Here is a 5,131-nt window from a genome sequence, read left to right as displayed (position 1 = left end):
GGTGCTTGTTGGGGGGGAGGTTTGCACTGTGGCGGTGGCGCGCGTGAAGGCGTGGATGCCGACGTGCGTCGGCATGACGCGGGGAGGAGCCGGCATGACGAGGGGAGGAGCCGGCATGACGCGGCCGGCATGCATCGGTATCACAGGCCGTGGCGCCGGGCTTCGTCGGTGGCGGCGGCCTTGGCGGAATCCTGCCACCAACTGTCCAGCTCCAGGCCGGTGCGGACGGGCTTGTCGGGGCGGCCGAAGCGGTCCCAGTAGGCGACTCGCACGGTTTGCAGATCCCAATGCGGCACGAGATACCAGCCGTTCAGCAGCACTCGATCGAGGGCATGGGTCGCGACCACGAGATGTGCGCGATCAGGCGCGGTGACGAGGTCGTGAACGAGGGCGTCGATCACCGGGTTGCACACGCCCATCAGGTTGTCGCCGCCCACCAGCTTGACGCCGGCGCAGGTCCAGTAACCGGTCTGCTCGTTGCCGGGACTGTCGGTCTCGCCGAACTGGACGACGATCATGTCGAAGTCATAGGTGTCGGACAGCCGTTGGTACTGGGCCGGATCGACGGTCCGCACCCGAGCCTCGATGCCCAGCTTCGCGAGCCATTGGACGTAAGGCAGCGCTACACGTTCGAACGCCGGCTGGTTCAGCAGGATCTCGAAGCTGAACGGCTGGCCGGCGGCGTTGACCAGCTTGCGGTCCTTTACCTTCCAGCCGGCCTGCTCCAGCAGGGACAGGGCGGCGCGCAGTTGCTCGCGATTGTCGCCGGAGGCGTCGGTGACCGGCAGCGTGAACGGCTTGGTGAAGATGTCGGGGGATAGCTGGTCGCGATACTTGTCCAGCAGGGCCAGTTCGGCGCCCTGGGGGATGCCGCTGGATGCGAGGTCGCTGTTGCTGAAGTAGCTCTGAGTCCGTGTGTACGCGCCGTAGAACAGGTTCTTGTTGGCCCACTCGAAATCGAACGCCAGTGCGAGCGCATGCCGCACCCGCTCATCCTGGAAGAGCGGCCGGCGGGTGTTCATGCCGAAGCCCTGCATGCCGGTGGGCATGCGGTGGGGCAGTTCGGCCTTCTTCACCAGCCCCTTCTGGACGGCGGGGAAGTCGTAGGCGGTTGCCCATTCCTTGGAGATGTTCACGTTGCGGAGGTCGATCTGGCCGGCCTTGAAGGCCTCCAGCGCCACGGTGTCGTCACGAAAGAACTCGATGCGATAGGTGTCGAAGTTGTTGAGGCCACGCATGACCGGCAGGTCTTTCGACCAGACGTCGGGGACGCGGACCAAGGACAGGGTGCGGCCGAATTCGAAATGGCCGATCTTGTAGGGGCCGGACCCGAGGGGTGGGTCGGTCAGGGGTTTGTCGAAGTCGCGGCCGGCCCACCAGTGTTCGGGCAGGACGGGCATCTGGCCGAGGATCAGCGGCAGTTCCCGGTTGGTGCTGGATTTGAAGCGGAAGACGACGCGGGTGGGGCTTTCGACGCTGACCGAGGCGACGTCGGCGTAATACTGGCGGTAGAACGGGCGGCCTTTTTCCCGCAGAGTGTTGAAGGTCCAGGCCACGTCCTCGGCGGTGACGGGCGTGCCGTCGTTGAATTTGGCCTCCGGGCGGAGTTCGAAAGCGACGCCCATGTGGTCGGCTGGGATCTCGATCACTTTCGCGAGCAGGCCGTATTCGGATTCGGCTTCGTCGGCATCGGGCTTCAGCAAGGTGTCCCAGACGCGCAACACGTCCAATGGCGCGTCGCCGCGGACGATGAACGGGTTGAAGCTGTCGAAGGTGTCGATGCTGCTGAGGGCGATTTCACCGCCCTTGGGGGCATCCGGGTTGACGTATTCGAAGGATTTGAAGTCCGCGGGAAGAGCGGGTTTGCCCAGGAGGGACAGGCCGTAGGTGCGGATTGGTGCCTCGGTGGCGGGTGCTGCCGGGGCAGCGGGCGCGGGGGGCGCCGGCGATTGGGCGTGGCTTGCCGCGGGTATGGCGAGCAGCCAGAGCGCCATTGCTAGTCCCGATCCTGCACGCATCCTATCGCCTCCTGCTTCGGTTGGCCGGCGGGAGGCCGGTGGTTCGGTCGCCCCGCTTCCCTGTCCCCGGACCTGGTTCGGGGTTTCCGGTGAACTGCATCGTTGGTGGCGATGCCGGGGTCAAGCCAGGGGTTGCGGATATTTCGCACTTGGTGGGTGGGATGGGGGTGGACGGCGGGATGGCTGGTTCTGTTGCAGCCTTTAGCAGTGAGCGAGGCCGGTTAGAAGCCGTGCCATGGCGAAACAGCGACAAGCGGTTCAGGTGCGGCAGGATCAACCCTTCAAGGGCCGGCAGTTCACCGCTGAGGTGATCCTGTGGGCGGTCCGGTGGCATTTGATGTTCCCCGTCAGCTATCGCGATGTCGGGCTCATGCCGCAGGATCGCGGCGTCGAGGTGGACCACACCACCATCTTCCGCTGCATCCAGGCTTATGCGGCCGAACTGGAAAAGCGGATTCATCCCCATCTGCGCATAAGCAATGGCTCCTGGCGGGTGGACGAGACCTACGTGAAGGTCAAGGGCCGCTGGATGTATCTGTATTGCGCTCAGATACCTCGCAGCCGAGGCAACAACGTCGCAACAAAACCCTTTTCCTGGCCGCTGATGTGAAGGGTGTGCGAGATATGCACACCCCTACGGCGGAAGGGGGGTCTATCTTGTTGAAACCCTTGTCGCCGGGGGTCCGCATACTGAGCGGACCCTTCGCCGACCCGGCCGTTCAATCCCGATCAAAAGAACTCACTGCGGCGGAACTCCAATCGGGATGAACGCGATCCGCACCGGCCATGCTGCTGTTGGACCCGATGACGACAACCTGGCCGGTTGCGCCGGGCACGTTGGGGTCCCTCGCCGCGGCCGACCCCTGCTGAAGGCTGGCCGCGCTGCACGAAGCCGCCGACAAGGCGATAGCCACGATCAGGCAGCGCGATTGAAACAGCATTTTACGCTCCTCAGAACGAAATACTGGGAAATTCTACTGCCACGGGGGGGTAGTGCGCAATCCACGTTTTCTTGTCTCGCGCTTGGCACCTCTCTCGCTACGGCCTGCTACCCGTCGAATGCGCCACCGCCGGCGGTTTCTTCATCAGCACGAACCCGTATCGCCATAGCACCAACACGGTGCGCTGACCGCCCCATCAAACCTCGGAAAAGTGTTGTGCAACTCCCCAAAAATGTTACCCCGCCCCGCGGTCAATTTCTCATAATGTGTTTCGAAATAGCAACCAAAAGAAGAATGATTTCCAAACCCACCAGCGCAATGGGGCCGCCCCATGTCTGAAAATGGGGAAACATGGCGCAGTCAAAAAAGCACAACGCAAGCTGCGATCCAACAGAATCGTTCCTTCTGCAGCTTGTCGCGGAGAGCTTGGTCTTGCGCTTCCAAACTCTCGATAGTTTCATCCTTGGCTGTCGCAGTTTGATTGCCGAGGACCTACTCAAGATCAATGTTGGCGTGATCTTTTTCGGAATTCATCGGCAATTGCTGCATTGGAGATGACGATGTGTCGCACTCCCGCACGATAATATTGCGCCCAAGCACCCTCTGACCAATGCGTCAATTCGACCAACTGTCCTGGCGTCTTGTTCGCCAAGTACTTTGAAACCTGCTCGATTGTTCGGTGCTCAGGTGAACCTGGGTCGGCGTCAGCTCTAAAAAATATCTCTGACCGGCTCGCTGCCAAACATGCGGACCGGTCGGTAAAGGCTGGGCAGCACAGGGCCATAATCCCAGGCCTGAAACCGTTCGTCGACCAAGGGGTCTTTGCATCGGCCCAGATGCACCATGTGGGCAATATAGAGGACCTTTTGTAACGCCAGATTGGATAGTTGCCGGTTTCTGAGCTTGCATGCCGTGGCCGCGGCTGATGCCGTCGATATGGCCATAGCCTCCCCCTACCGCCAGCGAATCGCTTTAAGGGAACGCTGGGAACGTGCGAATCGTGCCGAGCAAAAAATTCTCGCCATTACGAACGTATGGGGAACTATATCGTATGCGTCAGCCAGGCGGCATGTGCCCAAACGCTTTTATATCGAGGTCCCGTTCCCCAGGAACCCGACCTCGAACCATGCGGTTTGTTGCCCCGAACGTTGCCCCAAGTTCTATCTGAGGTCAGATCGTGCCAACAGATAGACTATAAGGTATTGATTTAATTGGTGCGCCCGGCAGGACTCGAACCTGCAACCGAGCGGTTATGAGCCGCCAGCTCTAACCAATTGAGCTACAGGCGCGCACCGCGTCTTAATGCCCGCACCCGCCACCCCGCGTCAACGCGAAGCATCAGCCCCCTTGCCGGAATGCGGCAGCCCCGGCATTGCTGGCGGCCGAACAATAAGGGCAGTTCGGGACGATGGTCGAGCCACCAGTGCGCAGGCGGGTCTCGCATGGCGGTGCCTGGAGCCGATCGAAGACGCTGATTGTGCTGCTGGTTGCGGCCAACGTCGCCGCTTGGGCATGGGCGTGGCAGGCGTTTGCTGATCGGCCGGCGTTGCTGGGCACCGCGTTGCTCGCCTGGGTGTTCGGGCTGCGCCACGCGGTGGATGCCGATCATATCGCCGCCATCGACAATGTGGTGCGCAAGCTGATGCAGGACGGCAAACGGCCGATCGACGCCGGATTTTTCTTTTCCCTCGGGCATTCCACTGTTGTGATCCTGGCTTCGCTCGCCATCGCCGCGACCACGGCGGCGATGCAGGACCGGCTTCAGGTATTCAAGGCGGCGGGTGCGATCATCGGCACCTCGGTTTCCGCCGTGTTCCTGCTGCTGATCGCCGTGGTCAACCTGATCATCCTGAGGGGTGTCTGGCGCGGCTTCCGCCACGTCGCCCGCGGCGGCACGCTGGAGTCCGCCAGCCTGGACGCGACGCTGCTGGGGGGTGGTGTGCTGGTTCGGCTGTGCCGTCCCTTGTTCCGATCGGTGACCCAAAGCTGGCACATGTATCCGCTGGGTTTCCTGTTCGGCCTGGGCTTCGATACGGCGACCGAGGTCGGCTTGCTGGGTATCGCCGCCACTCAGGCGGCGCAGGGCATGTCGCCGTGGCAGACCCTGGCGTTTCCGGCGCTGTTCACCGCCGGCATGGCCTTGGTGGACACCGCCGATAGCATCCTGATGGT

5 protein-coding genes and 1 tRNA gene are annotated in these 5,131 nt (G+C 62.3%); 2 read left to right on the top strand and 4 right to left on the bottom strand.

Annotated features, from left to right (window positions below; genetic code table 11):
* Positions 1–140: 140 nt before the first annotated feature.
* Positions 141–2,018, bottom strand: coding sequence for an extracellular solute-binding protein (locus tag GSQ89_RS06010; protein ID WP_158922989.1), 1,878 nt, complete (start codon positions 2,016–2,018; stop codon positions 141–143).
* Between the two features lie 235 nt (positions 2,019–2,253).
* Between GSQ89_RS06010 and GSQ89_RS06005 the strand changes: the two genes are divergently transcribed.
* Complete coding sequence (locus GSQ89_RS06005) at positions 2,254–2,628, top strand: DDE-type integrase/transposase/recombinase (RefSeq protein ID WP_216856029.1); 375 nt, start codon at positions 2,254–2,256, stop codon at positions 2,626–2,628.
* Between the two features lie 109 nt (positions 2,629–2,737).
* Here the strand turns inward: GSQ89_RS06005 and GSQ89_RS06000 are convergent, their stop codons facing one another.
* The 3 genes from GSQ89_RS06000 to GSQ89_RS05990 all read right to left on the bottom strand — a co-directional run bounded on the left by GSQ89_RS06000 (position 2,738) and on the right by GSQ89_RS05990 (position 4,248).
* On the bottom strand, positions 2,738–2,959 hold the full coding sequence (locus tag GSQ89_RS06000) for a hypothetical protein (RefSeq protein WP_158922987.1): 222 nt from the start codon (positions 2,957–2,959) through the stop codon (positions 2,738–2,740).
* A 710-nt stretch (positions 2,960–3,669) separates the two neighbouring features.
* Positions 3,670–3,903 carry a type II toxin-antitoxin system antitoxin SocA domain-containing protein gene (locus GSQ89_RS40010; RefSeq protein ID WP_158922985.1) on the bottom strand — a complete coding sequence of 78 codons (234 nt, stop codon included), beginning with the start codon at positions 3,901–3,903 and terminating at the stop codon, positions 3,670–3,672.
* A gap of 268 nt (positions 3,904–4,171) precedes the next feature.
* A tRNA-Ile gene (locus GSQ89_RS05990) sits at positions 4,172–4,248 on the bottom strand.
* Between the two features lie 119 nt (positions 4,249–4,367).
* On the opposite strand from GSQ89_RS05990, the gene GSQ89_RS05985 reads away from it, so the two are divergent.
* Positions 4,368–5,131 (top strand): HoxN/HupN/NixA family nickel/cobalt transporter (locus tag GSQ89_RS05985; RefSeq protein WP_158922983.1); only part of this gene is annotated, 764 nt, incomplete at its 3' end.

It is taken from the genome of Acidisphaera sp. S103 (assembly GCF_009765975.1).
Taxonomy (GTDB): domain Bacteria; phylum Pseudomonadota; class Alphaproteobacteria; order Acetobacterales; family Acetobacteraceae; genus Rhodopila.
This window is presented reverse-complemented; position numbering and strand designations above follow the sequence as displayed.

Bases quoted from the DNA above. Each gene is read 5' to 3' on its own strand.
- GSQ89_RS06010 (WP_158922989.1), bottom strand. From the start codon at position 2,018: ATGCGTGCAGGATCGGGACTAGCAATGGCGCTCTGGCTGCTCGCCATA.
- GSQ89_RS06005 (WP_216856029.1), top strand. From the start codon at position 2,254: ATGGCGAAACAGCGACAAGCGGTTCAGGTGCGGCAGGATCAACCCTTC.
- GSQ89_RS06000 (WP_158922987.1), bottom strand. From the start codon at position 2,959: ATGCTGTTTCAATCGCGCTGCCTGATCGTGGCTATCGCCTTGTCGGCG.
- GSQ89_RS40010 (WP_158922985.1), bottom strand. From the start codon at position 3,903: ATGGCCATATCGACGGCATCAGCCGCGGCCACGGCATGCAAGCTCAGA.